30 protein-coding genes, 1 tRNA gene and 1 pseudogene are annotated in these 26,788 nt (G+C 35.5%); 7 read left to right on the plus strand and 25 right to left on the minus strand.

Translation table 11 applies throughout. The annotated features are described in order from the left end of the window. From F1003_RS04195 to F1003_RS04205, 3 genes are all read right to left on the minus strand, one after another. Positions 1–657: an HD domain-containing protein gene (locus F1003_RS04195; RefSeq protein ID WP_155087967.1), complete on the minus strand. Its 657-nt coding sequence runs from the start codon at positions 655–657 to the stop codon at positions 1–3. Then, positions 654–1,391 (minus strand): lysophospholipid acyltransferase family protein, encoded by a 738-nt coding sequence (locus tag F1003_RS04200; protein WP_155087968.1) that lies wholly within the window; start codon positions 1,389–1,391, stop codon positions 654–656. The genes F1003_RS04195 and F1003_RS04200 overlap by 4 nt, the downstream gene beginning before the upstream one ends. A 170-nt stretch (positions 1,392–1,561) precedes the next feature. After that, the gene (locus tag F1003_RS04205) at positions 1,562–1,972 is read right to left on the minus strand and encodes a BrxA/BrxB family bacilliredoxin (RefSeq protein ID WP_155087969.1); all 411 of its coding nucleotides are present in this window, start codon (positions 1,970–1,972) and stop codon (positions 1,562–1,564) included. 177 nt (positions 1,973–2,149) lie between these two features. Here F1003_RS04205 and F1003_RS04210 point away from each other — a divergent pair, with 177 nt between their 5' ends. Beyond that, on the plus strand, positions 2,150–2,938 hold the full coding sequence (locus tag F1003_RS04210; protein ID WP_155087970.1) for a TerB family tellurite resistance protein: 789 nt from the start codon (positions 2,150–2,152) through the stop codon (positions 2,936–2,938). A 91-nt stretch (positions 2,939–3,029) separates the two neighbouring features. Here the strand turns inward: F1003_RS04210 and F1003_RS04215 are convergent, their stop codons facing one another. The 7 genes from F1003_RS04215 to F1003_RS04240 all read right to left on the minus strand — a co-directional run bounded on the left by F1003_RS04215 (position 3,030) and on the right by F1003_RS04240 (position 9,060). Continuing rightward, positions 3,030–4,190 (minus strand): metal ABC transporter permease, encoded by a 1,161-nt coding sequence (locus F1003_RS04215; protein ID WP_155088610.1) that lies wholly within the window; start codon positions 4,188–4,190, stop codon positions 3,030–3,032. Further along, the gene (locus F1003_RS04220; protein WP_162306917.1) at positions 4,183–5,310 is read right to left on the minus strand and encodes an iron chelate uptake ABC transporter family permease subunit; all 1,128 of its coding nucleotides are present in this window, start codon (positions 5,308–5,310) and stop codon (positions 4,183–4,185) included. Before F1003_RS04220 ends, F1003_RS04215 begins: the two co-directional genes overlap by 8 nt. 316 nt (positions 5,311–5,626) lie before the next feature. After that, positions 5,627–6,400, minus strand: coding sequence for a metal ABC transporter ATP-binding protein (locus F1003_RS04225; protein ID WP_155087971.1), 774 nt, complete (start codon positions 6,398–6,400; stop codon positions 5,627–5,629). Beyond that, positions 6,384–6,584, minus strand: a complete 201-nt coding sequence (locus F1003_RS16560; protein WP_162306893.1) for a hypothetical protein — start codon at positions 6,582–6,584, stop codon at positions 6,384–6,386. Before F1003_RS16560 ends, F1003_RS04225 begins: the two co-directional genes overlap by 17 nt. 50 nt (positions 6,585–6,634) lie before the next feature. Next, positions 6,635–7,546: a metal ABC transporter solute-binding protein, Zn/Mn family gene (locus F1003_RS04230; RefSeq protein ID WP_155087972.1), complete on the minus strand. Its 912-nt coding sequence runs from the start codon at positions 7,544–7,546 to the stop codon at positions 6,635–6,637. A 64-nt stretch (positions 7,547–7,610) separates the two neighbouring features. Beyond that, entirely contained in the window at positions 7,611–8,414 is an 804-nt protein-coding gene (locus F1003_RS04235; RefSeq protein WP_155087973.1) for a transporter, read from the minus strand. Then, complete coding sequence (locus F1003_RS04240) at positions 8,401–9,060, minus strand: metal-dependent transcriptional regulator (RefSeq protein WP_155087974.1); 660 nt, start codon at positions 9,058–9,060, stop codon at positions 8,401–8,403. Before F1003_RS04240 ends, F1003_RS04235 begins: the two co-directional genes overlap by 14 nt. 118 nt (positions 9,061–9,178) lie before the next feature. Here F1003_RS04240 and F1003_RS04245 point away from each other — a divergent pair, with 118 nt between their 5' ends. Then, the gene (locus F1003_RS04245) at positions 9,179–9,610 is read left to right on the plus strand and encodes a hypothetical protein (RefSeq protein WP_155087975.1); all 432 of its coding nucleotides are present in this window, start codon (positions 9,179–9,181) and stop codon (positions 9,608–9,610) included. A gap of 31 nt (positions 9,611–9,641) precedes the next feature. Here the strand turns inward: F1003_RS04245 and F1003_RS18450 are convergent, their stop codons facing one another. The 4 genes from F1003_RS18450 to F1003_RS04260 all read right to left on the minus strand — a co-directional run bounded on the left by F1003_RS18450 (position 9,642) and on the right by F1003_RS04260 (position 12,852). Beyond that, positions 9,642–9,779 (minus strand): FeoB-associated Cys-rich membrane protein, encoded by a 138-nt coding sequence (locus tag F1003_RS18450; protein ID WP_235898271.1) that lies wholly within the window; start codon positions 9,777–9,779, stop codon positions 9,642–9,644. Continuing rightward, positions 9,780–11,879: a ferrous iron transport protein B gene (gene feoB / locus F1003_RS04250; RefSeq protein WP_155087976.1), complete on the minus strand. Its 2,100-nt coding sequence runs from the start codon at positions 11,877–11,879 to the stop codon at positions 9,780–9,782. Continuing rightward, the gene (locus tag F1003_RS04255) at positions 11,872–12,105 is read right to left on the minus strand and encodes a FeoA family protein (RefSeq protein ID WP_162306918.1); all 234 of its coding nucleotides are present in this window, start codon (positions 12,103–12,105) and stop codon (positions 11,872–11,874) included. Before F1003_RS04255 ends, feoB begins: the two co-directional genes overlap by 8 nt. A 72-nt stretch (positions 12,106–12,177) precedes the next feature. Next, positions 12,178–12,852: an SCO family protein gene (locus tag F1003_RS04260; RefSeq protein ID WP_155087978.1), complete on the minus strand. Its 675-nt coding sequence runs from the start codon at positions 12,850–12,852 to the stop codon at positions 12,178–12,180. Between the two features lie 195 nt (positions 12,853–13,047). Here F1003_RS04260 and rseP point away from each other — a divergent pair, with 195 nt between their 5' ends. Together rseP and F1003_RS04270 are read left to right on the plus strand one after the other, a co-directional pair. Then, complete coding sequence (gene rseP / locus F1003_RS04265) at positions 13,048–14,394, plus strand: RIP metalloprotease RseP (protein WP_155087979.1); 1,347 nt, start codon at positions 13,048–13,050, stop codon at positions 14,392–14,394. Between the two features lie 93 nt (positions 14,395–14,487). Beyond that, positions 14,488–14,561 (plus strand) — tRNA-Asn (locus F1003_RS04270). A 107-nt stretch (positions 14,562–14,668) separates the two neighbouring features. Here the strand turns inward: F1003_RS04270 and F1003_RS04275 are convergent. Further along, positions 14,669–16,729: an ATP-binding protein gene (locus F1003_RS04275; protein WP_155087980.1), complete on the minus strand. Its 2,061-nt coding sequence runs from the start codon at positions 16,727–16,729 to the stop codon at positions 14,669–14,671. A 54-nt stretch (positions 16,730–16,783) separates the two neighbouring features. Beyond that, positions 16,784–17,740, minus strand: coding sequence for an NAD-dependent epimerase/dehydratase family protein (locus tag F1003_RS04280; RefSeq protein WP_155087981.1), 957 nt, complete (start codon positions 17,738–17,740; stop codon positions 16,784–16,786). Positions 17,741–17,909: 169 nt separating this feature from the next. Here F1003_RS04280 and F1003_RS04285 point away from each other — a divergent pair, with 169 nt between their 5' ends. Together F1003_RS04285 and F1003_RS04290 are read left to right on the plus strand one after the other, a co-directional pair. Further along, complete coding sequence (locus F1003_RS04285; protein WP_155087982.1) at positions 17,910–18,437, plus strand: hypothetical protein; 528 nt, start codon at positions 17,910–17,912, stop codon at positions 18,435–18,437. Positions 18,438–18,626: 189 nt separating this feature from the next. Further along, positions 18,627–20,693, plus strand: coding sequence for a M13 family metallopeptidase (locus F1003_RS04290; RefSeq protein WP_155087983.1), 2,067 nt, complete (start codon positions 18,627–18,629; stop codon positions 20,691–20,693). 70 nt (positions 20,694–20,763) lie between these two features. Here F1003_RS04290 and F1003_RS04295 read toward each other — a convergent pair whose 3' ends face one another. Both F1003_RS04295 and F1003_RS04300 read right to left on the minus strand, forming a co-directional pair. Further along, positions 20,764–21,471 (minus strand): tetratricopeptide repeat protein, encoded by a 708-nt coding sequence (locus tag F1003_RS04295; RefSeq protein WP_155087984.1) that lies wholly within the window; start codon positions 21,469–21,471, stop codon positions 20,764–20,766. A 68-nt stretch (positions 21,472–21,539) separates the two neighbouring features. Then, entirely contained in the window at positions 21,540–22,349 is an 810-nt protein-coding gene (locus F1003_RS04300; RefSeq protein ID WP_155087985.1) for an NAD(P)H-binding protein, read from the minus strand. Between the two features lie 114 nt (positions 22,350–22,463). Between F1003_RS04300 and F1003_RS04305 the strand changes: the two genes are divergently transcribed. Further along, complete coding sequence (locus F1003_RS04305) at positions 22,464–22,949, plus strand: CBS domain-containing protein (protein WP_155087986.1); 486 nt, start codon at positions 22,464–22,466, stop codon at positions 22,947–22,949. Here the strand turns inward: F1003_RS04305 and F1003_RS04310 are convergent. The 7 genes and pseudogenes from F1003_RS04310 to F1003_RS04340 all read right to left on the minus strand — a co-directional run bounded on the left by F1003_RS04310 (position 22,946) and on the right by F1003_RS04340 (position 26,785). Then, positions 22,946–23,296 (minus strand): DUF2116 family Zn-ribbon domain-containing protein, encoded by a 351-nt coding sequence (locus tag F1003_RS04310; protein WP_155087987.1) that lies wholly within the window; start codon positions 23,294–23,296, stop codon positions 22,946–22,948. The two genes, F1003_RS04305 and F1003_RS04310, sit on opposite strands and share 4 nt — an antisense overlap. A gap of 2 nt (positions 23,297–23,298) precedes the next feature. Beyond that, on the minus strand, positions 23,299–23,823 hold the full coding sequence (locus F1003_RS04315) for a DinB family protein (protein WP_155087988.1): 525 nt from the start codon (positions 23,821–23,823) through the stop codon (positions 23,299–23,301). Positions 23,824–23,861: 38 nt separating this feature from the next. Then, positions 23,862–24,506, minus strand: coding sequence for a spermidine synthase (locus F1003_RS04320; protein WP_155087989.1), 645 nt, complete (start codon positions 24,504–24,506; stop codon positions 23,862–23,864). A gap of 64 nt (positions 24,507–24,570) precedes the next feature. After that, on the minus strand, positions 24,571–24,777 hold the full coding sequence (locus F1003_RS04325) for a hypothetical protein (RefSeq protein ID WP_155087990.1): 207 nt from the start codon (positions 24,775–24,777) through the stop codon (positions 24,571–24,573). Positions 24,778–24,790: 13 nt separating this feature from the next. Then, a pseudogene (locus tag F1003_RS04330) lies at positions 24,791–25,372 on the minus strand (pyridoxine/pyridoxamine 5'-phosphate oxidase); the annotation flags it as partial. Positions 25,373–25,449: 77 nt separating this feature from the next. Then, a complete protein-coding gene (locus tag F1003_RS04335) occupies positions 25,450–25,914 on the minus strand; it encodes a hypothetical protein (protein ID WP_155087992.1) in 465 nt (154 codons plus the stop codon). 157 nt (positions 25,915–26,071) lie between these two features. Next, entirely contained in the window at positions 26,072–26,785 is a 714-nt protein-coding gene (locus F1003_RS04340) for a GIY-YIG nuclease family protein (RefSeq protein ID WP_155087993.1), read from the minus strand. Positions 26,786–26,788 lie beyond the last annotated feature (3 nt).

Here is a 26,788-nt window from a genome sequence, read left to right on the forward strand (position 1 = left end):
TTACTTGTTACCTTCCCATTCGTCATAAAACTGTTTCAAAAAGCCTTCCATATATTTATGCCTATCTGCCGCAATTCGCCTCCCAGTTTTGGTATTCATCTGGTCTTTTAATAGTAACAGTTTTTCATAAAAATGATTTATGGTTGGAGCTTTTGCGGCCTTATACTCGGTCTTGGTCATGTTTAGGTTTGGTTTTATTTCTGGGTCATAGAGTGGTCTGTTTTTAAACCCTCCATAATTAAAACAGCGCGCAATACCAACAGCACCAATAGCATCTAATCGGTCAGCATCTTGTACCACTTCCATTTCCTTTGAGGTAAAAGAGGTGTTTAAATCAAAGGAATTTTTAAAGGACATGTTTTCAATAATCTTGGTGACATGCTCAATGATTTCACTATCCACATTTTGTTCTAAGAGAAATTTGCTTGCTTTTCTTGGCCCAATGGTTTCATCACCATCATTGAATTTTGGATCGGCAATATCATGAAGTAATGCCGCCAATGAAACTACAGTTAAGTCAACATTTTCATGTTTAGCAATCCGTAGAGTATTCTTATAAACACGCTCAATATGAAACCAATCGTGGCCACCTTCAGCATGTTTTAATTGTTCCTTTACAAAGGCTTTTGTGGCTTCTATGAGTTTATCATTGGTCATGTGTCGATACTACTTTTTACTTGAGCTTCAATAAGGCTTATCAACTCAATTTTGTCTTCATAATGATTAGCTTGTAAAGGCTTATGAACCCTAAATGTGATATGTGCACCAATTCCCATTGGGAATTTCCCATAGCGCAAGGTTTTCCATGAGTTGTTGATAGTTATCGGTACCACTAATGCGTTTGGTACATGCTTTACCATGGTTAACAATCCTTTGGTTTTAAAAGGTTTTGGATGACCATTTCTACTTCTGGTACCTTCAGGAAAAATAACTGCAGCCCAATTGTTTTTTTGTACGCGTTCGGCAAACGCTTCAATGGCTTTAATGGATTCAACAGGTTTTTTCCTATCGATTAAAACCGATCCACCATGACGTAAATTATAGGACACACTTGGAATGCCCTTACCCAATTCTTTTTTACTGATAAATTTTACATGGTGCTTCCTGAAATACCATATTAAAGGCGGAATGTCATACATGCTCTGATGGTTGGCAACCAAGATTAGAGGAATTCCCTTTTCAATGTTATAAGGATTGGTAAAAGAGAAGGTCGTGCCTAAAACGTTAAGGCACCTCATGATGAAAAACTGCAGCCAGTCCACACTGATTTTATGGGCTTGGTAACCAAATACATTTTTACAAAACCATTGTATTGGGTGAAATACTACCAAAGTTAGCCCAAAGCAGATGAAATAAAGCACTGTAAGAGGGTAAGCCAGCAATTTTGTCATAATACAAAAGTAAATCAATGAGGTAGATGCACAAAAAAACCACGAATTAATTCGTGGTTTAAATATTTAAAAAATGAATCGCCATTGCGAACACAGTGAAGCAATCTTTTTAATTTATAGATAAAATTTAGCGAGATTGCTGCGTCATTCGTCTTTGAAATGACATGAAATTAACAATGCTCATTATAAGCATCCATAAGATTTTCTGAAATTAATTCTGCAGGACGACCTTCAATATGGTGACGTTCTAACATATGAACCAATTCTCCGTCTTTAAACAAGGCCATACTTGGTGAACTTGGTGGAAAAGGAATCATATATTCTCTTGCTTTGTCCGTGGCATCTTTATCAACACCTGCAAAAACAGTCACTAAGTGATCTGGGCGTTTTGCGTTCTGTAAACTCATACGAGCACCAGGTCTTGCGTTAGCTGCTGCACAACCGCAAACCGAATTCACCACTACCAAAGTTGTTCCTTCTTTTGCCAAAGCCTCATCTACAGCCTCTGTTGTATGTAATTCTTCAAAACCTACGTTGGTTAAATCTTCACGCATTGGTTTTACTAATTCTGCTGGATACATATTTCAATTTTTTATTAAACTAATTTTGAACTGCAAAGATACGGAAAAAAGTAAGCAGTATTCAGTATTTAGTAAGCAGTATCAATCATGCTATTTTGATTTTCAATGGTAACAAACGGCAGAAATAATCTACTAACAAGTAGTATATTTGAATTTTAATAGATAACGAGAGAATACATGAGTTTTGCAAAATGGATAGGAGGTGCCATAGGCTGGTCATTTGGTGGGCCAATTGGTGCTATAATCGGATTGGCAATAGGAAGTTTTGTTGATAATTTAGCTGGAAACGGAACTCCACTGCTAGGTGAGCAACAAACAGGAAGGCAAAGACGGGACCCTTATAGTCAACGACGAACACAAACCAGAACTAGTCGCCCTCAAACACAATCTGGTGATTTTGAAGTGAGCCTTTTAATATTGGCTTCAGTTGTGATAAAGGCAGATGGTAAACAAGATCAACGTGAGCTGGATTACGTACGTCAGCAGTTTAGAAATATGTATGGTAAGGAACGTGCCAACCACGCCTTTAAGTTATTTAAGGGTATAACCAAACAAAACATTTCTACGCACAAAGTTTGTACTCAAATACGTCAAATGATGGATCATCCATCACGTTTGCAACTGCTTCATTTTTTATTCGGGATTGCTAAAGCAGATGGCCATGTAACGGAAGACGAAATGCGACAAATCTATACCATTTCTGGGTATTTGGGCATTAGCAGCAAGGATTTTGAAAGTATAAAGGCGATGTTTTATAACAGTTCTGACAATGCCTACAAAATTCTGGAAATCGATAAATCGGTTTCTGATGATGAAGTAAAACGTGCTTACCGAAAAATGGCAAAGAAATACCATCCAGATCGAGTTGGACATCTAGGCAAGGAGCACCAAGAAGGAGCAGAGGAAAAGTTTAGGCAAGTGCAGGAAGCTTATGAGCATATTCAGAAAGAACGTGGGTTTAAATAGGTTTCAGTAAGTAGTAAGTAGTAAGTAGTAAGCAGTAAGCAGTCTGTGAAAAGCAAAATCAAAAATCGTAATTCGTAAATCAAAAATTGATTTACCCTCTAAACAAAAAGAAGTCATCTTTCATATCTTCAATCTGAGCATCTTCGTTGGTAATAATATAGTCGATGGCTTTAGACGTGAATTCATCGCCTTTTTCAGTAAGGGAAACGATATTATTGTCAATAGTGATCATATTGTTTTTCTGCGCTAAGTCTAATACAGATTTTGAACGCACTTTTTGCCAATTGATATGCTCGTTGAGATGTTTTACATGGCGTTCAGAGATTTCATCATGGTTTTTTAAATGCAGTAAAAAGGTGATAAGCGATACTTCTCTACGCTGTTGTTTTTCGCGATACATCACCGCTATAATACCTTTTGTTGGTGCAAATAGATAGACCAACAGAAAAACAAGTCCTAGTACTGAGGTTATGGAACCAGAAATGGAAGCATCTAGCCAATGTGCTACCCAATAGCCTAAAATGGCACTAAAAATCCCAAATCCAATAGAAAGTCCAAGCATTTTCTTTAAATCCGTCGTTAAAAGATAAGCCGCTGCAGCAGGTGCAATCATAAGGGCAACGACTAAAATAGCACCAACAGCATCAAAAGCACCAACGGTTGTTACGGACGACACCGACATTAAACCATAGTGAATAATGGCTGGAGAAAACCCAAGAGATGCGGCTAAGCCTTTATCAAACGTGCTGACTTTTAATTCCTTAAAAAACGTAAACAGTAAGGTGATTGTAATAAGCAGAATTGTCCCAACGATCCAAAGTGATTTTGGACCGACATCAGTGCCACCAATAAGTAGCCTATCAAAAGGAGCAAAGGCCAGTTCACCCAATAAAACGGCATCAACATCCAAATGTACGTCGTTGGCGTTTTTGGCAATCATAATCACACCAATACTGAACAATGCAGGAAACACCAAGCCTATAGCTGTGTCTTCCTTTACCAGTCCTGTTTTTTGAATATACTCTACTAAAATTACGGTGATAATTCCTGTTAAGGCTGCTAAAAGAATGAGTAACGGTGAGTTTAAATCATGAGTTATAAAAAAGCCTATAACGATACCTGGCAAGATGGAATGGCTAATGGCATCGCTAATCATTGCCATTTTTCTGAGCACCAAAAATGTTCCTGGTATGGCACAGGCCACCGCAACCAAACTTGCAATCAACTGTATTTCAAACTGTGCGCTACTCATCATTTTCGTTTTGCTGGTTGTATAAATTTGAAGCTGTTTCAAACCCTTTTTCAGTGAGACTCCACATATTGCCCTGTAGTTCTACATAACCTTTATCCACCAATTTCTGTAAAGTGCCTTTGGTATAACCTTGAAAGTTGTTCAAAATAATAATAGCATGTGGATGCGAAATATCCTCGTGCGTTGCAGCAATGTTATGCATAAATGCCAATGTTTTGTGTAATTCCAAATCACGACGATTTTTAATAAATCGAATTTGTTTAAACAATAAGCCTCGACTAGGCGAAAACACAAAAGAAACAATAACAAAAACCGCTGCTACCAAGACAATGACAGGTCCAGTGGATAAATTATTCTGACTGGCACTAATCGCAGTACCAAATACTCCTGAAAATGCTCCAAAGAGCGCAGCCAAAAACACCATAGCAGATAATTTGTTGGTCCATTGCCTTGCTGCTGCAGCTGGTGCCAAGAGCATAGCGCTCATTAATACCACACCAACAGTTTGTAAGCCTAAAACAATGGCCAAAACAATAAAACTGGTAATAAGTATATCAATAGTTTTGGTGTTAAAGCCAAGTGTTTTGGTATAATCAGCATCAAAAAGCAGTATTTTGAATTCTTTCCAAAAGGTGAGCATAATGATTAAACAGATTCCTGTAACAATTGCCATTAGCCATACATCACTTTCTACCAAGGTTGCTGCCTGTCCAAAAAGGTATTTATCCAATCCAGCTTGATTGGCATTGGGCTGTTTTTGAATAAAGGTCAACAGCAACATACCAAAGCCGAAAAACAAGGATAAAATCAAGCCTAAAGCCGTGTCTGATTTTAAATGGGTTTTTGTAACAATACCTCGAATCCAGAAGGTGCCAATAAGACCACTGACCAGTGCTCCGAGCAATAAGGTGTTACTATCCTTTGCACCAGTAATTAAAAAAGCGATGGCAATACCTGGTAATGCAGCGTGTGAAATCGCATCTCCGAGTAAACTCTGTTTTCTGAGTACGGCGAAACTGCCCAACATTCCGGTTACCGCACCTAGTATGGCAGTACCAAGAGTTATGGTTCTAAGTGTGTAGTCTGTGAAGACGAGTTCTATGTATTCTGTTAAGTCTATAATTTTCTTTTATTTGTCATTGCGAAGCTGATTTTTAATCAGCTGCGGCAATCTGTTTTTTTTCTTTTGTTCATTTTGTCTTGATACAAAACGAACCGAAAAATCACGATCAAAATTAGGAAATTGCTAAAGCACCATTCACTTTCAGAACTTCGTGCTTAAGGCTACGCCTTGCATCTTCGTTCTTTCGTTCATTATTTCTGAATTTTGATGTTTCCGACCTTGTCGGAATATCAAGTTCGATTTATATTTTGGTTTTCATTAGTTAGAGTATGTACTGCAAACTGCGACTGAACACTGTATACTTTACACTTTTCTACTCTTGTATACTTACCTTATAATTAATACCATAAGTCTTCGTCAAATTATCATCACTAAAAATATCCTTTACTGGTCCTGTAGCAATTTTCTTCACATTTAAGAAGGTCACCCAATCGAAATATTCTGGTACGGTTTGTAAATCGTGATGAACAACAATAACCGTTTTACCAGCTTTTCTTAAGGCTTTTAATATATTGATGATGGCGATTTCAGTTGAAGCATCAACACCTTGAAACGGTTCGTCCATAAAATAGATGGATGCATTTTGTACCAAGGCTCTTGCCAAAAATATACGCTGCTGTTGCCCTCCTGAAAGTTGACTGATTTGTCTGTTTTTAAAAGGTAGCATACCTACTTTCTCCAGAGCCTCAAGTGCAGCTTTCTTTTCTTTTTGTCCTGGTCGTTTAATCCAGCCCAGACTTCCGTAGGTGCCCATCATAACCACATCTAAAGCGGTTGTTGGAAAATCCCAATCGACACTTCCTTTTTGAGGCACGTAAGCTACTAGCTGTCGTTGCTTTTCGTAGGGTTTGTCGTATATGGCGACGCTACCAGCTATGGGTTTTAAAATACCAAGAATAGATTTTATCAAGGTTGATTTTCCTGCTCCGTTTGGCCCAACAATAGCCATAAGAACTCCTTCTGGAATTTCTAAATCGATATCCCAGAGTACGGGTTTGTAGTTGTAGGCTACGGTGAGGTCATCTACTTTAACTGCTACCACTCCTGCGGAAGCAGGAGTCTCATTGTCTTTAGTTTGTTTCTTCATAATTTAATTTATGTTCATTTTGCCTTGATGCAAAACGAACCAAAAAATCACGATCAAAATTAGGAAATTGCGAAGCACCATTCGCTTTCAGAACTTCGTGCTTAAGGCTACGCCTTGCATCTTCGTTCTTTCGCTCATTATTTCTGAATTTTGATGTTTCCGACACAGTCGGAATTAGGGACATTCATTTATGCTATTTTCTGTTCTTTTGGTTTATTTCTCACTAATCACTAATCACTTCAAAGCATTTACAATCGTATTCACATTATACTCAAACATACCAACATAGGTCCCTTCAACTGTACCAGCATTTCCAAGGGCATCAGAATATAAGGTGCCTCCAATTTCTACTTCATGACCTTTTGACTTTACAGCAGCTTGTAGTGCTTCAATCGTTCGTTTTGGCACAGAGCTTTCTACAAAAATAGCTTTGATTTGTTTTTCAATAATAAAAGCAGCTAATTTCTGTACATCTTGAACGCCAGCTTCTGTTGCAGTGGATAATCCTTGAAGGCCGACCACTTCAAAATCGTAAGCTTTACCGAAGTAATTAAAGGCATCATGCGCTGTCACCAATATTCTCTTTTCTTTTGGAAGCGTTTCGATAACGGTCCTTACTTTTTCTTGAAGTTCATCCAATTCTGATAAATATTTCATTTTATTGGCTTCAAATGTGTCCTTGTTTTCTGGATTATTTTCAGATAGAACTTCTGTTACTTTTTCAGCAAATTGCTTAAAATAGTCAATATTAAACCATACATGCGGATCGTAATTGGAAGCAAAGTAATCAGAACCAATCAATCCTTTTTTGTCTAGTTGATCGGCCAATGCTATAGGAGTTTTCGCTTGATTACCCATTTTTTCAAAAACCTCTACTAGTTTACCTTCAAGATGCAACCCATTATAAAAAATAATATCTGCATTAAACAGTTTTGTTACGTCACCTTCACTTGCTTTGTACAGGTGAGGATCAACTCCACTTCCCATTAAACCTTCTACATTAATAGCATCTCCACCAATGTTTTTTACCAAATCGGTAATCATAGTTGTTGTGGTAACTACATTTAATTTGCCATTGTCGTTTTTCTCGTTTTTACAGCCAAATACTGTTATTAATAAGAGAAATAGTAGTGTTATATTTTTCATTTAAATTTTGTTTTCAATTGCATTTCGACTGCGCTCAATGTGACACGCACAGTAAAAATTATCTTTATTTTTTCTTTCTTATTCTATAACTTAATCCAGCTCCAATTAAAATATCTTGCCCTTCGGTAAAACTTGTACCGAAATAGGCATCAAGTTGTAAATCGTTGCAAACTAAATAAGTGAGTCCGGCATCCCAAAAGTGGTTGGCAGAACTGTCTTCTGGCAAGTCTCCATACACTTCAGCGTACATTCCGAATTTTTCTGTAAAACTATAACCATAAGCAAGCGTATAGATTGCTGCAGCTTCAGGAGAGTCATCTCCCCATTGTGCACCAATATTATAACCAAGACTAGAATTTTCACTCAAAGTATGTGATAGCGAAAGTCTAAAATCTACTCCCGTATATTCTGGTCTGTAGTCTTCTGCAGCACTAAATACCGGAAATACATGGCCTATCAATGCGATCTCTGGCATACAGCCATCTTCTTCGGCAATATCTAACTTCAAACCAAGTAATAATGGAGAAAGACCACTGGTAACATTATCTAATTTGTTGCCGTTTACTGTGGTTACGCCTTCAACAAAATCCCAGCCTAATCGAAATTCCAGATTATCTAAAATTCCGTAACGTATCAGCATAGTGTTGTACGTGTAGTTTTCAGACTTAATATTATTCTCTTCAAAGGATTCGTAAAGTCCTCCGGTTTCAAATTGTAAAACTCCTTTGCCCACGGTTGAAGAGGCTTCAGTTGCATCTGGTCTATCGGTTACTAATGCTTCTACATTATCAGTTTCTTGTGCAAAACCAAATTGTAACGCGGTAAATAAAGTGAGACTCAATAATAAATTTCTGTTAGTTAGCTTCATTGACATAAATTAAGGTTGTAAAATCTTCGTTTAATAAAATTGTGTTGTTTTCAACTGAGAGTTCAGTCATTTTGTTGTTTTTGAATTGCTTTGAAACTTTGATTTCATTGCCATATTTTAATTTGTGATGCGCGCAAAATTCAAAAAATTCCTTGTCATCGCTTGTTAAGCGAGAAATGACATATTTTTTTCCTTCAACAGCATTAGAAAGCGGAATGGAAGTATCCGTTGTTGTTATTTCTCCTTCAGAATTTGGAATTGGGTCACCATGCGGATCAAACTTAGGATTGCCAAGATACTCGCTGATTTTATTGGCCAGCAAATCTGAAGTTTGATGCTCTAAAAGCTCTGCTTCTCTGTGGATGTCGTGCAAAGACATATCAAACATTTTAAATAGAAAGGCTTCCCAAAGACGATGTTTTCTAATCACATTGAGCGCCATTTTTTTGCCTTTATCTGTTAGCTGTAATTCTTGATACTTTTCATAATGCAGCAAATCCTTTATAGCCAGTTTTTTTGCCATATCGGTTGCAGCAGCATTGGATATACCAAGTTTTTTAGCAATATTCCCAGGTTTTGTGTTGCGAGCATCGTGGGAATTATTGTTATAAATAGCTTTTATAAAATTTTCAGTAGCTACGGACATTTATAATTGCTTTAATTAATTTTTAAGTTAGCTTAAATATTTTTCAAATGTAGCTAAAATATTTTATAATTTGTCACATTAATAAATTATTTAAGTCTTTAGATTATATATTAGTAATATGAGAAAAGGACTGTTTTTATTATTGTGCTGTATTGTTGGTTCATTTAATGCACTAGAAGCACAAAACGTTGTACAAAAAGATTCGTTAAGTATCAGTGAATTTGTAAAATTGAATGAAGAGGTAAAGTTCGGCACTTTTCAGGTGGAATTTAACAGGGTGATAAACGATTCAAGATGTCCAAAAGACGTGATGTGTGTTAGAGCAGGTGAGGCTTTTGTTGAAGTGTTGATTTATAAAGATTCAAAATTCATTCAAAAGAAGAAACTCAGGATTGATGCCAGCGGTTTTGTAACGGCTAGCAATAACTTAGCTTTTTATTCTGAGAATTTATTAATTTATGGTTTTAGCTTAACTCCATATCCCGACACTTCTGTTGAAACAAAAGAAGAAGATTATCAGCTGGAAGTTGTGTTTCAGCCTAAAGAATGAATCAAACACTATGATTATAGTTTATTTTGGGTTAATGGCATCCGCAGTCATCAGTCCCACAAGCCGAAGAAGATTTGCTTTTTGGCTTCCAAATAAATTTTCTTACCAGAAATAGAAGTGCTAAGCCTAGAGCAGAAAAAACCAATATGTTTTGAATAAGTGTGTTCATTTATTTTAACATTTGAAATGCCGCCAATGCTACAAGATAAGCAAAAGCACTCATGATTACAAGTTGGTACATGGGCCACTTCCACGAGTTGGTTTCACGTTTTACAATGGCTAGTGTGCTCATGCACTGCATGGCAAAAGCATAGAACAGCAATAAGGAAATACCTGATGCAAAATTAAATAAGGGTCCACCAAGAATTGGGTTGACCTCGCCAGCCATTCTGTTTTTAATAGTTTCCTCTTCATCACTACCAACGCTATAAATGGTCGCCAATGTACCTACAAAGACTTCGCGTGCTGCAAAAGAACTTACAATAGCAATACCGATTTTCCAATCGTAACCCAAGGGTCGTATCGCAGGTTCAATTGCTCTTCCTGTAATACCAATAAAGGAATGTTCTAACTTATGTGATGCAATTTTTTGCTGTAACTCGTCCTCAGACAGATTTTCTGAAGCAAATTGTTCCGTAACAATAGTATCTGCATTGTTGAATTGTTCGCCAGGACCGTAAGAAGCTAAAAACCAAAGAATAATTGAAATAGCCAGGATGATTTTTCCTGCTCCAAATACAAAAGCCTTTGTTTTCTCTAAAACCGTTAAAGCTACATTTTTAAATAACGGTAATTTGTAGTTGGGCATTTCTACTACAAAAAAAGTTTTACTCCTTATTTTCAGTATCTTATTCAATATCCAAGCTGAACCAACCGCAGCTCCAAACCCGATCAGATACAGTAGCATTAAAGTTAAGGGTTGGTAACCTAATCCTAAAAAGCGACCTTCAGGTATAACTAATTCTATAATGATTAAATACACTGGTAAACGTGCAGAGCATGTTGTAAATGGAGTTACTAAAATAGTAATTAAACGTTCTTTCCAGCTTTCAATATTACGTGTCGCCATTATTGCAGGTATGGCACAAGCTGTCCCGGAAATTAAAGGCACTACGCTTTTTCCGCTTAGCCCAAACCGTCGCATAATTCTGTCCATTAAAAAGACCACACGACTCATATAACCGCTTTCTTCGAGAATGGAAATAAAGAGAAATAAGAAAGCAATCTGCGGAATAAAAATAACAATACCACCAAGCCCAGGAATAATGCCTTCGGCTATAAGGCTTGTAAATGCTCCGTCTGGCAGCGTGTTTTTTGTCCATTCACTTAAAGACGCAAACGCACTATCAATAAGTTCCATAGGAATTTGTGCCCAATCGTAAATCGCCTGAAAAATAGTTAAGAGTATTATTCCAAATATGAGGTAGCCCCAAACCTTATGTGTTAAAATCCTATCTAATTTAACCCTTAAATCCTTAGCACTGGCCAAATCAATAGTTTGCCCTTTTTTAAGCGTGTTATTGATAAACTGATAGCGCTTTATTGTTTCTTTTTGCTGAAGTCGTTTTAGATCTGCTTTTGTTTTTGTTTTAAAATCTGAAACGGCATCTATGGTGTTTCTATCGGTTTTACCAAAGTTGACATCTTGGGTAATCACTAACCAAAGTTTGTACAAGAGTTGATTGGGAAATGCTTTTCTTAGATTATTAAAATAATCCTCATCTATTGACGAAGCATTAAGGCATGGTTTTGTGGAGAGGTCTTTATAATTTGCAATGAGCTCCTTAAGTTCACCAATGCCTTTATTCTTCCGTGTACTTATAAGTGCAATTTTGGTTTCGAGCTGTTGCTCTAAATAATCAATATCCAAGGAGATACCTTTATAGGCCATTCGGTCTGACATATTGATGACCAGTATGGATGGAATTTCCAAATCCTTTATTTGGGTAAAAAGTAGAAGGTTTCGCTTTAGATTTTCAACATCACTGACTACAACAGCAACATCAGGAAAATCTTTATCGTTTTTATTAAGGAGCAGTTCAATGACCACATTTTCATCAAGCGAAGAGGCATTTAAACTGTAAGTTCCGGGTAAATCAATAATATGTGCTTTTACACCTCGAGGTAATTTGCAGATGCCTTCCTTCTTTTCAACTGTAATACCAGGATAGTTACCCACCTTTTGATTCAATCCTGTTAAGGCATTAAAAACAGAGGTTTTTCCTGTATTTGGGTTTCCTATTAACGCAACGTTGATTTGTTTAGCCATTTATTACCTCTATTATTATGTGCACAGCAGTTTCCTTTCTAATGGCCAAATGCGAACCATTAATGTTGAGGTACATGGGGTCTGCAAAAGGAGCAACTTGAACCAGCTCCACAGAATTACCCGGCAAACAGCCCATTTCGAGAAGTTTTAAAGGAATATGGATTGAGGAAACATCTTTAATAGTACCTTGTTGTCCACGTTTTAATTCTGCTAGTGTCAAGCTTATTCTTATTTAGATTGAATTTAAAGAAGCAAAAATAGAATAAAATTTCTAGGGGCTAAAACCTTTTTAAAGAATTTAGGATTCGTCTTTTAAGGTTTCAATATCTTCCAGAAGCTTTTCGATGTCTTCAGGATTTGTACCGTCATAAAATCCTCTGATTTGACGCTTTTTATCAATAAGCATAAAGTTTTCGGTATGTATCATGTCGTAGATATCACCATTGCCTTGCGTTTTTACCGCTAAGTAGCTTTTTCTGGCCAATTCATAGATTTGTTTTTTATCGCCAGTCACTAAATTCCATTTACGGTCAATAACCCCTTTTTCCTTGGCATACTTTTTAAGTTGTGCAACGCTATCAATTCTTGGAGTAACAGAATGGGAGAGGAGCATTACATCGTCATCACTAATTATTTCCTTTTGAATTTGATACATATGATCCGTCATAATCGGACAAATCGTTTGGCAGGTTGTAAAGAAAAAGTCAGCTACATATATTTTGTCTTTGTAAGTGTTTTGCGTAATGGTTTCGCCATTTTGATTGATTAAACTAAAATCCGCAATTTTATGATATTTAATTTGGTGCTGAATAGTGCTATCCACCAATTCTTCACTAACCATGGCTGGCTGGTATATTGGCAATGGTCGTTTAACATTAAGAATGCTATAAATTATACCTATAATAATGACACAAAGCACAGAAAAGAAAACTCCGAATTTTTTATAGCGCTTAAAAAACGAAAGAAATGACATTGGTATTTCGTTAAAATTTTTGAAATGCAAAGATACAACAGTTGGCAATTTGACTCTATTATTTTAACAGAAACGTGAGAGAGAAATCCTATGATTTATAAATCGGTGTTAAAAATAAATCGATTGGAAATACAATTATTTTCTAAGTTGCTTTAAAACCTTACTTTTGTCAATTGAAAATTTGAAAATGACTACATGGAATTTGTAATTAAGATATCCCAATTTTTACTGAGTTTATCGCTTCTGATCGTATTGCACGAGTTGGGTCACTTTATACCAGCCAAATTATTTAAAACCAAAGTAGAGAAGTTTTATCTCTTTTTTGATGTAAAATACTCGCTGTTAAAAAAGAAAATTGGGGATACTGTATATGGAATCGGTTGGTTACCACTTGGAGGTTACGTAAAGATTGCCGGAATGATAGATGAGAGTATGGATAAGGAACAAATGGCACAACCTCCGCAACCGTGGGAATTCCGTTCTAAACCAGCCTGGCAACGGTTGATTATTATGCTTGGTGGTGTTACGGTTAACTTTATTCTGGCCTACTTTATTTACGTCTTTATTTCCTTTGCTTATGGTGATAAAGACTATACGCTAGAAAGTCTTAAGGATGGATATTTAATTGAAAACCAATTAATGCTCGATTTAGGTTTTAAAACAGGTGATAAAGTAATTGCGGTTAATGGTGAACCTGTTGAAGCACACTCAGACGTTATTAAAAGCTTGATTTCTGCAGAGGAGTTTACTGTAGAACGTAACAACGAAACCAAAAAAATCAATTTACCTGAAGATTTTTTAGGGCAGTTGTCTTCTAGAAAAAACCGTTCTAGTTTATTTAACCTTAGAGTGCCGTTTATGGTAGCAAAGGTTGATGACACTATGCAGAATAAAGATGTTGACCTAAAGCAAGGAGATGTTCTGTTAGCTATAAATGGAAAAGGGATTAGATATTTTGATCAATTAGAACCAAGGTTGAAAAACTATAAAAACCAAACCATTACTGCCACACTTTTGAGGGACAATGATAGTATTGAGAGGGAATTAAAAGTAAACTCAAATGGTAAAATAGGTGTGTTTCCGGGTATTTCAGAAAATAAGTTTGAAGAATTAGGATATATAGATATTACCAGAAAGGAGTACACATTTTTAGAGAGTTTTGGTGGTGGCGCAGATAAATTTGTAGATCAAGTAGCAGGTTATTTTGATCAGTTAAAAGCGATATTCACTCCAAGTACAGGAGCTTATAAGGGTTTAGGTGGTTTTAAAGCCATCTTTGATATTTTCCCAGAAGTATGGAGCTGGGAAGCTTTCTGGAGACTTACAGCTTTCTTGTCAATTATGTTGGCAATACTTAATCTCTTACCAATACCTGCCTTAGATGGTGGACACGTTATGTTTTTATTGTACGAAATGATATCTGGTCGCAAGCCAAGTGAAAAGTTCTTAGAGCGTGCGCAAATCGTTGGATTCTTTATCTTAATTGCTCTTGTATTATTTGCTAATGGTAATGACGTTTTTAGATGGATAACAAACCGATGATGAATTTTAATTTTTAAATCAAAAAATTAAAATTTCATATTGTAGAGATTAAAAAATAATTTATATTTGCCCTCGCTTAAGCGAAAAGCATCTTCCTCAGTAGCTCAGTTGGTTAGAGCATCTGACTGTTAATCAGAGGGTCACTGGTTCGAGCCCAGTCTGAGGAGCAAAAGCCCAACTACTATGTTGGGCTTTTTTTATGCACTGTCTCAGCAGGATTTATAACAGTTTTGAAAAGTTATTAGGTTCAATACCAAAACAACCCATAAGCTTATTAAGCTACAACTTTTTTTACTGAGAAATATTTGATTAAAATATTTTGGAGTTTCTCCTTAGATAAGGGCTTAGTAAGATAGTCGTTCATACCAAGTTTTAAGGATTTGTCTATGGCTTGTTTTGTGACATCAGCAGATAGGCCAATGATTAATATGTCCTTATTAACTTCTCGTATTAAGCGGGTTGCTTCATAACCATCCATTAAAGGCATATGGATATCCATTAATATCAATTGGTATTGTTTTTCCCTAGACATTTTCACAGCACTTATACCATCTTTGGCTTTATCTGTTTTTACACCAAGATCTCGAAGAAGTTTAGTTAAGACAAGAACATTAATATTGTTATCATCTACTACTAAAACTTTTATATTCTCAAAACTAAAATGGAATGAATCAGTGTTGAAATTGTTTTGAGGTTGAATTTCAGATAATGCAAAAGGTATATTAAATATAAATTCACTGCCTTTGCCCAATTGACTATCAACAGATATTGTACCTCCCATTAATTCAACTAAATTCTGACTTATCGCCAAGCCTAGCCCACTGCCTTCATGTTTTTTCTTAATTCCCTGGTCTACCTGCGTAAATCTTTTAAATATTTTTGAAAGGTTATACTGAGGTATGCCAATCCCTGTATCCGAAACTTTTAATGATATGTTTAGACAATTGTCCTTTAGAGTTTCTTTGTAAACCACACAAGCGCCACCACGAGCTGTAAATTTCAAGGCATTTTTTATAAGATTGATAATAACTTGGTTGAATTTTCCCTCATCACCCACAACGGACAGCTCTGAATTGGAGTGAAGCTCTAAATCTAGGTACAGATTTTTTGTTTCAAATTCTGCTTTAAACTGACTTACTAAAGCCGCAACCTCTTTACTTGGTGTAAACACAACCTCATTTAAACTCATTTCCCCAGATTCTATTTTGTCTATTTCAAGTACATCATTTACCAAAGCCAAGAGGTTTTTAGAAGATTTGTCCATTAGATACAAATAATGCGCGTTGTTCTCTGGGTTGCTCGAATTTTTCAATAATTGAATTAGTCCTAAAATACCATTCAAAGGTGTCCTAATTTCATGGCTCATGTTAGAGAGAAATTCTGTTTTAGCCATTGATGCTCTTTCTGCTCTATTACGCTGCTTACTAAGTTTTTTATTGGTTATTTTTAATTTTTTATTTGCTCTGACAGCCCTTGTGGTTTCAAGTTTTGCTCTTAAATGAAAATAAATAAGTAAGCTCATTAAGGTAGATAGTGCCAACCCAAAAATAAGCATGTTGTTTATTGAAGAACTTTTGTCGTTTAAAAAATTGGCAGAGGCTGGCTTTACTTTTATGGACCAAAATTGACTATCTAAACTATCGATTTTTAATGTATTGCTATATACAAAATCATCATTGCCAGTTTCGGTTTGGGTTGGGTTTTGAGTATAGAAAACAGTCCCTTTATCATCACGGATTTCTACACTATAATCAGGCAGGTTTTCTGCAAATGCATCAAGATTTTTCTTAAAATCCATTCCCGCAGTAATCGTTCCTCTAAATTTGTTCTGAAAGTATACGGGAACGTCTACTAAAAAGGCGTGACCGCCCTGAGTCATCTTAAACCACGAGGTTACATTGGTAGATCCATCTAAGCTATGTCTAATCCACTCATCGCGTCTGTAGTCAATTTTAGAAATATCCAACCCGATAGCGGCTTGGTTTCCTAGGGTAGGGTTTATTTTGCGAATGATCATAAGATCATCTATCCACTCAATAAATTTAAAAGAAGGATTTTGCTGTAATATTAATTCCGCATCATGTTCCCAATAATCAAAATAAGCGCCATTTGTAATCTGAAGTCTATCCTTTAAATTTTCTAAACTCTGAATATCTCTTTTAACAATAGAAAGAAACTTTTGCGATAAGAGTTCTCCCGAATTGTGAACCCTATTTTGAAGCGCTGATTTTTGAGCACTAATAGACTGATCCCATAAAAATAGAACGAGTAGGTTAAGAAATATAAAAGAAAAAAGAGGAATTAGGGCTTCTCTTTTTCTCACTTTTGTAAACATTTGAGGCTTTAAAGCGCCGAATATAAAACATTTATATAAATTAACAAATAATTCTTAAGAGGCATGGTACTTTTTCTTTAATGCTCTCAACATCTCAGCAGTCATAGCATCCAAGTCAAAACTATGCTGCCAATTCCATTCTTGTCTGGCTACACTATCATCAATAGAAGATGGCCAACTATCAGCAATGGCTTGCCTAAAATCGGGTTTATAGGAGATTTTAAAATCAGGCATTTGCGCTTTTATGCTTTCATATATTTCTTTTGGAGTAAACGAAATAGCTGAAAGGTTATAGGATGACCTAATGGTTAGATTTTCTCCTGGTGCTTCCATAAGGTCTATGGTCGCTTTAATGGCATCATCCATAAACATCATTGGTAAACTTGTATCTTCTGAAAGAAAACATTCATATGTTCCTTTTTTGATGGCTTCATGGTAAATTTCTACGGCATAATCCGTTGTGCCACCTCCAGGCATAGCTTTATGACTTATAATACCTGGATAGCGAATACTTCTAACATCAACACCGTATTTTTTATAATAATATTCGCACCAGCGCTCACCCACCTGTTTCGTTATACCATAAACCGTAGTTGGCTCACAGATGGTATGTTGAGGTGTGTCTTCTCTAGGAGTTGTAGGGCCAAAAACGGCAATGCTACTAGGCCAATAGACTCTTTTTATATTACCTCCCTTGGCTAAATTAAGGACATGGAAAAGGGAATTCATGTTGAGATCCCAAGCTTCCATAGGGTATTTTTCGCCTGTAGCACTTAATAAGGCAGCCATTAGATAAACGGTATCTATATTGTGGTTTTTACAGCAGTCTTTTATAGCGTTGAAGTTCTTGGCATCAATAATTTCAAAAGGACCTGAGTTAACCAAGTCTAGCTTTCTGGTATTAATGTCGCTGGCTATAACATTCTCTGTACCATGTATTTCTCTTAACTTAGTTGTAAGCTCTGAGCCAATTTGTCCACAGGCACCAATTATTAATATTTTAGAAGGCATATAGTTTAATTAAAGTATCTTCAAAAATAGCAAGAATTTAGACGTCCAAAAATTAAAATTTTCAAAAAAAACAGCTTTAAAGTAAGAAGTTGTCAATCTTCATTTTAAGAATATACTATAAACACAAAATAATAGTTTAAGTATATTTACAATCAAATTACAATAAGAAATGAGAATTGGTTTACTGCTCTTAAATATATTTAGCTTTCTATTAATGAGTTGCGGTGATGGGGAATCACAATCTCAAATCACAGACATAGAAACTGAGAACCAAAAAACTCCGATTACGGCAAAGGCTATTGAGAATTTTGATTATTCTGATTATGCCTTGAGTACCAATGGAGAGGAAGCTGTTGCTGATTGGGAAAAATATCAAGAATTGGCAATCCAAATCAGCTATCTTAAAAAAGCGGACTTATCTTTTTTTAATGGGGACAAAAAACTCTTAAAGAAGTTTATAGACGAATTTAAAGCACAGATTCCAGAAGATTTACAGACCAACCCAATTATTTCCAGAACGATAATTATTGAAACAACACTTTTAAGGTTAAACGAAAATCTAACGTTAGACAATATCGATAGTGACTTAAAATTAGAAAGCGTTAAAGAGGTTGTCGTTGCTTTTTCTAATCTTAATTATCAAATCAATAAAAAATTATCACGCGATATTTACGAACAGATTAAAGCAGAATACTAGCATCCAACTATCTTAAAATTTTGTTAAGTTGTAACATTTGCTTAATTAATCGGTCTAACTACTAACCACGTTTAATTATAATTAACTAATAATCACATTATGGCACGAGCGTATTCAAAGTTTAATCATTTTACGTAATGATTAATAGCGAATTGCATTTGACCATAATTAATCAGTAAACACAAACACATGAAAACCAATCTAAGTCGCGTTCTAGCGATATCAGGTTTGGCTTTCTTTACTATTGTAGGATGTAAAGATGAAGCCAAGAAAGACTCTGCAATGGCAGAAGAAAAAATCCCAGGCATAATTTTGGAAAACATGGACACAACTGTAAGTCCAAATGATGATTTTTACACTTTCGTTAATGGTAAATGGATGGAAACCAATGCTATCCCAGACGACGAATCGCGTTGGGGAGGATTTGGCGTATTGCGTAAATCTACAAGAAAAGATGTGTTGGATATTTTAAATACATCTAAAGAACTAGGAACCTATAAAGAAGGTTCAGACCAACAAAAAGCCTTGTTGATTTTTGAATCTGAGTTAGACACTCTTGCTCGTAACGAAGCTGGCACTAAACCACTAGAGCCTCTATTAAATAAGATTGATGGCGTCAAAAACCTAAACGATATGCAAACGGTTCTTGCTTCAACACTTGGTGTTGCAGCACCATTCGCTGGTATTGGTTCAAATCCAGATCTTAATGACAGTAGTATGAATACTGCTTGGTTGTTCCCAGCAGGATTAGGTTTACAGCGTGATTATTATTTAGATCAAGACGATAAGACCAAAGAGATAAGAAGTCAGTATGTTGACCACGTAGCAAGAATGTTGCAGTACATTGATTATTCTGAAGCTGATGCTAAAAAAGCTGCAGAAAAAATCTTAGAGATGGAGACGCAATTGGCAGAACCACGTTTAGATAAAGTGGCGAGTAGAGATATACGAAATTTCAACAACCCAACGTCACTTGAAGATTTACAGACGATGGCACCAGCAATAAACTGGCAAAAGTTTATGGATGATATGGGTATTGAAAAGAAAGTAGATACACTTTTAGTAATGCAGCCTAAGTATATTAAAGCGATGAATAGTTTTTTAAAGTCTACACCTATTGAAGATATTAAAACGCTTATGGACTGGAGTACTTTAAATGGTGCTGCTGGATTTTTAACCACTGAAATTGAAAAGGCGAATTGGGAATTTTATGGTAAAACACTTAATGGATCTAAAAAAATGCGTCCAGCGGATGAGCGTGCTCTCGGAACTGTAGATGGTAGTGTTGGTGAAGCAGTAGGTCAATTGTATGTACAGGCTAAATTTCCACCAGAAGCTAAAGAAAAAGCTGAGAAAATGATAGCTAACGTTATTACGGCTTTCCAAAATCGCATCACCAAGTTAGATTGGATGAGTGAGGAAACTAAAAAGAAAGCTATAGAAAAGCTAGATAAGTTTACTGTTAAGATAGCTTATCCAGATGAGTGGGAAGATTACTCTGACTTACAGGTAAAAGAAGGAAATTCTTATGCCGAGAATATGTTAGCAGTAGGCGCATGGTCACAGAAACAAAACATTGAAGATATTAATGAGCCAGTTGACAAATCTAAATGGGGAATGCCACCGCAAATGGTTAACGCTTATTTTAACCCGCTAAATAATGAGATTGTTTTCCCAGCGGCTATTTTACAACCACCTTTTTATAACTATACAGCTGACGAAGCTGTAAATTATGGAGGAATAGGTGCGGTAATTGGTCATGAGATTTCTCATGCTTTTGATGATTCTGGAGCCCGTTTCGATGGTGACGGTAATGTAAACAACTGGTGGACACCAGAAGATTTAGCTGAATTTGAAAAGCGAGGTAAAGCCTTAGCAGACCAATATTCTGCAATTGAAGTTTTAGATAGCGTTTATGTTAACGGCCCTTTTACTTTAGGAGAAAACATTGGTGATCTAGGTGGTTTATTGGGAGCTTATGATGGGTTACAATTGTACTTTGAAGAAAACGGAAGACCAGAAGATATAGATGGCTTTACAGCAGAACAACGTTTCTTTATGTCTTGGGCAACAGTTTGGAGAACGTTGATCAGGGATGAAGCTTTAAGAACTCAAATCAACACAGACCCTCACTCTCCAGGTCATATTAGAGCAACACAACCTTTAAAAAATATTGATGCATTTTACGAAGCGTTTAATATTAAAGAAGGGGATTCAATGTATTTAGCACCAGAAAAGCGTGTTAGAATATGGTAAGAAACCAAAAAGATTGAAAATAAAAAAAGCTGCCAATTGGCAGCTTTTTTTATATATCGTGTTGTGATTATTAGTTCTTTTTAGCAGCGGCAGCTTGTTGTGCTTTTTGGCTTTCTAAAGCTTGGCGACTCACTTTTGCCAAATTAAAATTAGGATCTATGGCCAAGGCATCGTTCATTAACTTAATAGCTGCATCTATATTTGCAGTTTTGTCTTCAGTAAATGTTTGTAATCCCTTTAAACACAATAATGCAGCTTTCATAGAAGTTTCGTAAGGCTGTTGGGTTTCGTAGAAACCACGCTTCATATCATCTGTTACATTGGCTAAACCATATTCAATTTTAGATTTAGCGCCTGCTGAATCACCAGTTTGAATTTTCATGTCAGCAATTTCGTATGCCAAGTAAACATTAGGATCGCGTTCAAACAAAATCTCGTAATGCTCTAAGGCTAATTTTGGCTGATTTAGATTTTTAAGTGCTAAAGCTTTAACTTCAACATTCATATCCGAATCCGTTGCGTTTTTTTCAATACCTATAGTATTTAAGGCCTGCATATACTTACCTTCAGAAAGGTATAAGTATGCAAGGGTGTCTTGTCTGGCAACTGATGGCTCTAAAAGATTAAGGTGCGTCATAGCATTAATAATACCTTGTACATCACCCTGTTTTTTCATTTGCTGGTAATACGCTTCGTAGTGTTCCTTTAATTCTGCATTGGTCTGGGCAAAAGCACTAACTGAAAATAGTATCGCAATTGCTAATGTAATCTGTTTCATTGTCTTAAAATTTTGAGGGCTAAAACTATAAAATTTAATGTGAATAGCTCTTAAAAAACTATTAATTTCTATAGCGCCTGTTTAAAAGTGTAGTTCAAAAGCTGTACCAAGTTAGTACTATCTATTATTTTTCCTTTGCTTTTGGATTCCGAATTAAACTCTGGTAACTGTAAACTATGTTGTTTGCAATAGGCTGTATAGTATTCGCTTTTCTTAGGATGATCTGGGTGAGCTGCATTAAAAACCATATTCCAATGGTTATTTTTTAAGATTGTGCCAATGATTTCTATGCAATCTTCTTTGTGAATCAAATTAATTGGAGCTTTAGGATTAGCAACATTTTTCTTTCCTGAAAGATATTCAGCAGGATGCCTTTCTTCATCATACAAACCACCAAATCGTAATATAGTAGTATTGAAGTTTGAATTGTTTTGAAGCATTTGCTCAATTTCTATAAGTTGCTTTGAGCTACTTGAGGTTGTATTGGGCAAGGTATCACCATCTATTACAGGAAAATCCTCTTCATCTTTAAAAACCGAAGTTGAGCTCACATAAAGCACGTGTTTTATTTGTGCTGCCTCAATAGCTTCCACTAAATGCGTTATTTCGGCAACATGGTTTTTGGACGGATTTTTTCTTAAGCCAGGTGGAATATTAATGATTACAGTTTCGCTTTCCGCTAAAAATTCTGAAGGATTCCCAGAAATTCCATTTTCACCTAACTGAATTAAATAACTATCGATTGAAGCTTTTTTTAGGTCTTCAATCTTATTTTGAGATGTTGTTGAGCCCTTTATTTTATAACCTTCACTAATTAATGCTTTAGCCAAAGGAAGGCCAAGCCAGCCACAACCAATTATACTTATTCTATTTTTCAAACGTCGATGAGTTTATAAAGGATAAAAGTACCTAAAATTTAGACCAAGAACTTATCATTTTGCCAAACAAGTAATTTTCACTAAATTTAAAATTCACTCTAAAAATCAAACGTTATGGGAATAAAAAGTTTTCAAGGTGCTCGTAAGCAACAACAGCAAAGCACTAGCCAGCCTGTTGCGCTAAAAGTAAAAGATTATATGACCACTAATCTCATAACATTTAAACCAGACCAGTCCGTACAACAAGTGGTAGAGTGTTTAATAAAATATAAGATCTCCGGTGGACCAGTAGTTAATGATAAAAATGAGTTAGTTGGTATTATCTCCGAAGGTGATTGTTTAAAGCATCTGAGCGAAAGCCGATATTATAATATGCCTCTTGAGCAGGATAATGTAGAAAAACGTATGGTTGCCAATGTTGAAACCATTGACGGCAATATGGATGTTTTTGATGCTGCCAATAAGTTTTTACAGTCGAAGAGAAGACGTTTTCCTATTGTGGAAAATGGCAAACTAGTGGGTCAGATAAGTCAAAAGGATATTTTAAAGGCTGCACTACAACTCAAAGGTGAAAACTGGAACAGTAAAACCAAGGGTTAATCGTCTCGTTTTACCAAAGCATAATAGTCACCTTCTAAAGGCAAGTAGCCTTGGTCGTAAACAAAATAGTAGATTGTACCTGCTTTTGTTGTATAGATACTTGTGAAATAATTAAAATCAAAACCACGTTCAACGAGTTTTGCCCTAGAACATTTAGTTTTTTTGTTCGGATTGAGGGCTTCCAAAATCCTGTAATTTTTTCGTAGGCGATTATTGGTGTTTCTGATAAGATTTTTGGAATCTTTGTTAATGCGGTTGTTATAAGCGTTACGGCAACCATCACTACAGAATTTTTTGTCAACTCTACCTATAATTCTATCACCACATTCTGGACATTTTCTATGCATAATTATGTATTTAAAATTGGGATGTACGCTACCCAAGGTCCTACTTCGTTTTTATATTGTTTTGCCATAACTCTACTTATTTGGGCAATATGACCCAAATCGTGCGTTACCCAACAGGCTAATAATTCGCTAATAGAAACTTCACCCAATTCTGGATGCATACTCTTTAGTTTTAATTGTTCGCTCGATAAATTGAGTTGCTTTAAAACCTTGAGATTATCTTGTCTTAAATTCTCAAATTCATTTAGTAGTTGGGTGATGGTTTTTCCTTTGGAATTTTCAAATTGTGCAAACCGATCAAAGGATTCAAAGGTTTTGTTTTCAGAATTACTGAGAATGATTTTAAGGCGTGGTATCCAATCCGTTTTTTCACCATGGATTAAGTGCCCAACGACATCGTAAGGACTCCAGGTATCGTTTCCTTCGTTGGCAAAAAGCCAATCGTCAGAAAGATTGCCCAAATAGGATTTTAAGGTTTTTGGCGTTTGTTCTAAAATTTCTAATGCCTTTTCAATCGAATACTTCATACGTAGTGACAAAATACAAAATATTCGTTTACAAACGTTTACAGAGATTTTAAAATCACGAGCGTATTGGTATCGTTAACGTTTTCAAAAACATCGACTTTATACACTTTTGTTTTTAGGTAGTTGATGAGCTGATTTACACTTTTGTTGTTAGTGTCCTTTACCGAAGCATTAAAAATGATATCACCTTTTGAAGATTTTAAATTAAGCGTATGGTCCCAAAATTCTTCAGATAAAAATTGACTCGGAACGGATAAATCTATAAAAAGATCTACAATGATTAAATCGAACTGCGCTTTGCCCTGCTTAACAAATTCAAGCGCATCAGCACAAAGGATTTTTAGATTTTCGTTTTCTGAAATCCCAAATTCCTTGCTGGCAATGTCTATAATAACAGGATCGATTTCAACAGCTGTAATGTCCTTATTAAACTCAAAATCTTTTCGAAGCGTGGCAATAACACTTCCACCTCCCATGCCTAATACTAAAATTGAGTTGACGTTCTGTAAGTTTATTTTTTCAATTCCAAATTTTAAAATGTGTTGTAGTGAACCATAACTATAGTTGGCATTTTGGGAGTTGAGGTGCTTTTTACCATTGTGCCAGGTGATTTCTAGAGTACCACTATAATCGGATTCTATGGTTTTTGTTACCGGTAAGATGTAGCTGAGGACCTGTTTCATATCGCGATTAAAGATACAATTTCATAAATAGTACTGTCATTTGGTGTATTACCTTTTCCCTTGTCTAATTCTCCATAATGCTTGGTAAAGGTTTTGTCATTTTTATAGACACCAATTGACACGGAATTAAATCCCTTTTTGCTGAGTAGCGAATCTTCATTTCTACTATGGATTGCTCTATGGATAGTTCTAATTCCGATCTTTTACCGTCTGATGTTTCTTTGCAAGCGAAAGCACTCGAAAGCATTAAAACTATAATCAATTTTTTCATGGTAAAAGGTTTTCTAAGGTTGTAACATCACTTTGTACCACTTGTTGTTATTACGTGTAAATAACTCACGATAGTGAAACCGGTTTTTATTAAACTCCATAAACTCTATCCGTTTTGGTACGATGTAAAAACCAGACCAATCTTTAGGTCTCTCAATTTCTGTATTGGTACATTCAGCTTTTCGTTGTTTAAACAAAGTCATAAGTTCAGTGATATCATCTATTTCAGCACCTTGGTTGCTTATTGCACTAACAATTTGTGATTCTTTATTTCTGTCTTTAAAATAGTGGTCTGCAAGTTCGTCTTCAATTTGAAAAGCCTCTCCTTGTACCCTAATTTGTCTTTCAGTATCTGTCCACCAAAATATGAGAGAAGCTTTTGGGTTGGCTAGTAACTCCTTTCCTTTTTTAGAATTCATGGGACCAGTGACAACAAACTTTTCTTCTCTAACTTCTTTTAAAGAAACCATACGAGCATTAGGAAAACCATCTATACCAATAGAAGACAAACAACAAGCCGAAGGTATTCTAACCGTACTTTTTTGAGTTTCTTCGTTGTACCAATCTTTAAATTTTTCTAATGGGTTCATTTTATAAAGTTTGCGTCGAGTATTTGTAGGTTAACGGTCGTTGGCTATAACCAGCAATGAATTATACACATAGTTGTGTGTAGTTATTTTATTACGTTCAACGTTTCCATAATCAGTTCAGATTCAATTATTGCTTTCTGAATATTTGTTTTTTTAATCAGCTTTTTCCAAAATCGAAATTCAAAAGTCATTGCTGTTCCGAACAATTCATAAACTCCGTTGTTTTCAAAAGTATAATGCGACTTATAAGGATATTTTCCTTTGTATAAATCCTCCCGTTTTATTTTTGTAGAAATGAGTTTTAAGAATTTTTCAAAACCTTTTTCAAATTCCAATCCAGCATATTTATCAGAATAAGATTCAGTCACCATTCCAATTCCAACTCTTATTTCGTCAAACAAAAACCTGATTGAAATTTCAGAATCATTTTCATTCAGAGGTTCTATTAAAAACCAATCGTTTTCAATCCAAGTCGTTTTATTTCCTATATGCTCATTTAAGATTGATTCATATTGTTTAACTCTTGTTGCGAATATCTTTGAGTTCAAATGTTCGTTTTTTTAATTACACACAACGTGTTTGGCTATGGTTTCGTTACGTGAAAATCCGCGAGGATTTTCCGCCGTAAACCGAAGATAGCAAATTTGCGAGGACTTTCCGAGAGGAAAGTCAGAAGCAATGAACCATAGTCGTTGTTGCATGTAGCTATTTTTTTATTTTCTCGTCTATCCAATTTATAATTCTTTTGGCAATTTGTTTTTGCATTCCTTTTGGTGTCTCATCAAGGATAAATTCAACTTCAAATCTCTCTCTTTCCAAATCTTTAAGGAATTCAGTCAAATTTTCGTTATCCGAAACTTTGTATTCATCTATTAGGTCATTTATTGAGTCCAAAGCACTTTCTATATCCAAAAACATATCATCATCAATTTCCTCCAATTCATCATAATTATCGTGAAAGAAATCATAAATGGAATCAAATTCTTTCTGTATTTCTGAAAGTTTGATTTCGTTTGGAAAATCAAGCAAAGATTTAATTATTTCATTGTCAGTGAGATTATGGAAACGAAAAGAAACTTTTTTATCTGATTCCGAGAAGATATTTCTAAAATCCAATTTGATTAGAATTCCGCTATCGTCATTCCATTCAGGTTCAGATTCCACAATATTTGTTGTCAAATCATCGTAGTGAAAGTCAATTTTTTTCAGAACTTTTTTCTCCAAGTCCAAAGCGTCTCTTTCACTTAAATTTTCTTTTAAGACCAAAACTTTATGAGGTTCAGTTAGTTTTAAAACGTATTCAACCCATTTCTCATTTCGAGAAGTCTTTGCTGTTTTTCTGTGTCCTTTGCCTTTTCCAACGTAGAAAATTTCATTCGTTGTTGGATTTAGATGTATGTAGACGTAGTAGTCGTTCATAAT

It is taken from the genome of Winogradskyella ouciana, assembly GCF_009709615.1.
Lineage (GTDB): Bacteria > Bacteroidota > Bacteroidia > Flavobacteriales > Flavobacteriaceae > Winogradskyella > Winogradskyella ouciana.

Bases quoted from the DNA above. Each gene is read 5' to 3' on its own strand.
- F1003_RS04235 (WP_155087973.1), bottom strand. From the start codon at position 8,414: ATGAAGCTAACTAACAGAAATTTATTATTGAGTCTCACTTTATTTACC.
- F1003_RS04310 (WP_155087987.1), bottom strand. From the start codon at position 23,296: ATGCATAGAAAATGTCCAGAATGTGGTGATAGAATTATAGGTAGAGTT.
- F1003_RS04275 (WP_155087980.1), bottom strand. From the start codon at position 16,729: ATGTTTACAAAAGTGAGAAAAAGAGAAGCCCTAATTCCTCTTTTTTCT.
- rseP (WP_155087979.1), top strand. From the start codon at position 13,048: ATGGAATTTGTAATTAAGATATCCCAATTTTTACTGAGTTTATCGCTT.
- F1003_RS04205 (WP_155087969.1), bottom strand. From the start codon at position 1,972: ATGTATCCAGCAGAATTAGTAAAACCAATGCGTGAAGATTTAACCAAC.
- F1003_RS04245 (WP_155087975.1), top strand. From the start codon at position 9,179: ATGAGAAAAGGACTGTTTTTATTATTGTGCTGTATTGTTGGTTCATTT.
- F1003_RS04200 (WP_155087968.1), bottom strand. From the start codon at position 1,391: ATGACAAAATTGCTGGCTTACCCTCTTACAGTGCTTTATTTCATCTGC.
- F1003_RS04325 (WP_155087990.1), bottom strand. From the start codon at position 24,777: ATGAAAAAATTGATTATAGTTTTAATGCTTTCGAGTGCTTTCGCTTGC.
- F1003_RS04305 (WP_155087986.1), top strand. From the start codon at position 22,464: ATGGGAATAAAAAGTTTTCAAGGTGCTCGTAAGCAACAACAGCAAAGC.
- F1003_RS04210 (WP_155087970.1), top strand. From the start codon at position 2,150: ATGAGTTTTGCAAAATGGATAGGAGGTGCCATAGGCTGGTCATTTGGT.
- F1003_RS04315 (WP_155087988.1), bottom strand. From the start codon at position 23,823: ATGAAGTATTCGATTGAAAAGGCATTAGAAATTTTAGAACAAACGCCA.
- F1003_RS04230 (WP_155087972.1), bottom strand. From the start codon at position 7,546: ATGAAAAATATAACACTACTATTTCTCTTATTAATAACAGTATTTGGC.
- F1003_RS04340 (WP_155087993.1), bottom strand. From the start codon at position 26,785: ATGAACGACTACTACGTCTACATACATCTAAATCCAACAACGAATGAA.
- F1003_RS04215 (WP_155088610.1), bottom strand. From the start codon at position 4,190: ATGAGTAGCGCACAGTTTGAAATACAGTTGATTGCAAGTTTGGTTGCG.
- F1003_RS04195 (WP_155087967.1), bottom strand. From the start codon at position 657: ATGACCAATGATAAACTCATAGAAGCCACAAAAGCCTTTGTAAAGGAA.
- F1003_RS04290 (WP_155087983.1), top strand. From the start codon at position 18,627: ATGAAAACCAATCTAAGTCGCGTTCTAGCGATATCAGGTTTGGCTTTC.
- F1003_RS04240 (WP_155087974.1), bottom strand. From the start codon at position 9,060: ATGTCCGTAGCTACTGAAAATTTTATAAAAGCTATTTATAACAATAAT.
- F1003_RS04280 (WP_155087981.1), bottom strand. From the start codon at position 17,740: ATGCCTTCTAAAATATTAATAATTGGTGCCTGTGGACAAATTGGCTCA.
- F1003_RS04295 (WP_155087984.1), bottom strand. From the start codon at position 21,471: ATGAAACAGATTACATTAGCAATTGCGATACTATTTTCAGTTAGTGCT.
- F1003_RS04260 (WP_155087978.1), bottom strand. From the start codon at position 12,852: ATGTCATTTCTTTCGTTTTTTAAGCGCTATAAAAAATTCGGAGTTTTC.
- F1003_RS04225 (WP_155087971.1), bottom strand. From the start codon at position 6,400: ATGAAGAAACAAACTAAAGACAATGAGACTCCTGCTTCCGCAGGAGTG.
- F1003_RS18450 (WP_235898271.1), bottom strand. From the start codon at position 9,779: ATGAACACACTTATTCAAAACATATTGGTTTTTTCTGCTCTAGGCTTA.
- F1003_RS16560 (WP_162306893.1), bottom strand. From the start codon at position 6,584: ATGTCCCTAATTCCGACTGTGTCGGAAACATCAAAATTCAGAAATAAT.
- F1003_RS04320 (WP_155087989.1), bottom strand. From the start codon at position 24,506: ATGAAACAGGTCCTCAGCTACATCTTACCGGTAACAAAAACCATAGAA.
- feoB (WP_155087976.1), bottom strand. From the start codon at position 11,879: ATGGCTAAACAAATCAACGTTGCGTTAATAGGAAACCCAAATACAGGA.
- F1003_RS04285 (WP_155087982.1), top strand. From the start codon at position 17,910: ATGAGAATTGGTTTACTGCTCTTAAATATATTTAGCTTTCTATTAATG.